This is a genomic window from Streptomyces sp. NRRL F-2664, assembly GCF_000719345.1.
Taxonomy (GTDB): Bacteria; Actinomycetota; Actinomycetes; order Streptomycetales; family Streptomycetaceae; genus Streptomyces.
On record NZ_JOFX01000525.1, the window covers coordinates 1 to 274 of the forward strand.

Annotated in this window: 1 protein-coding gene; it reads right to left on the reverse strand. The window is 67.5% G+C overall.

Features of this window, described 5'->3' with window-relative positions; all coding sequences use genetic code 11:
- Nucleotides 1-9: 9 nt before the first annotated feature.
- Nucleotides 10-274: transglycosylase SLT domain-containing protein (locus IF89_RS0136820; protein WP_030778237.1), on the reverse strand; the 265-nt coding region annotated here is incomplete at its 5' end.

Below are 274 nucleotides of genomic sequence, written 5' to 3' on the forward strand. Positions count from 1 at the left end.
GCAGGCGGCCTAGTACCAGTGGTTGGCCTGCCAGAACTTCCAGGCGCCGACGGGGCTGCCGTAGCGCTCGTTCATGTAGTCCAGGCCCCACTTGATCTGGGTGGCCGGGTTGGTCTTCCAGTCGGCGCCCGCGGAGGCCATCTTCGAGGCCGGCAGGGCCTGGACCAGGCCGTACGCGCCGGAGGAGGCGTTGGTGGCGGTGTGGTTCCAGCCGCTCTCGCGGGAAACGATGTTGTTGAAGGCCGCGAACTGCGCCGGGTCCTTGATCATCTGC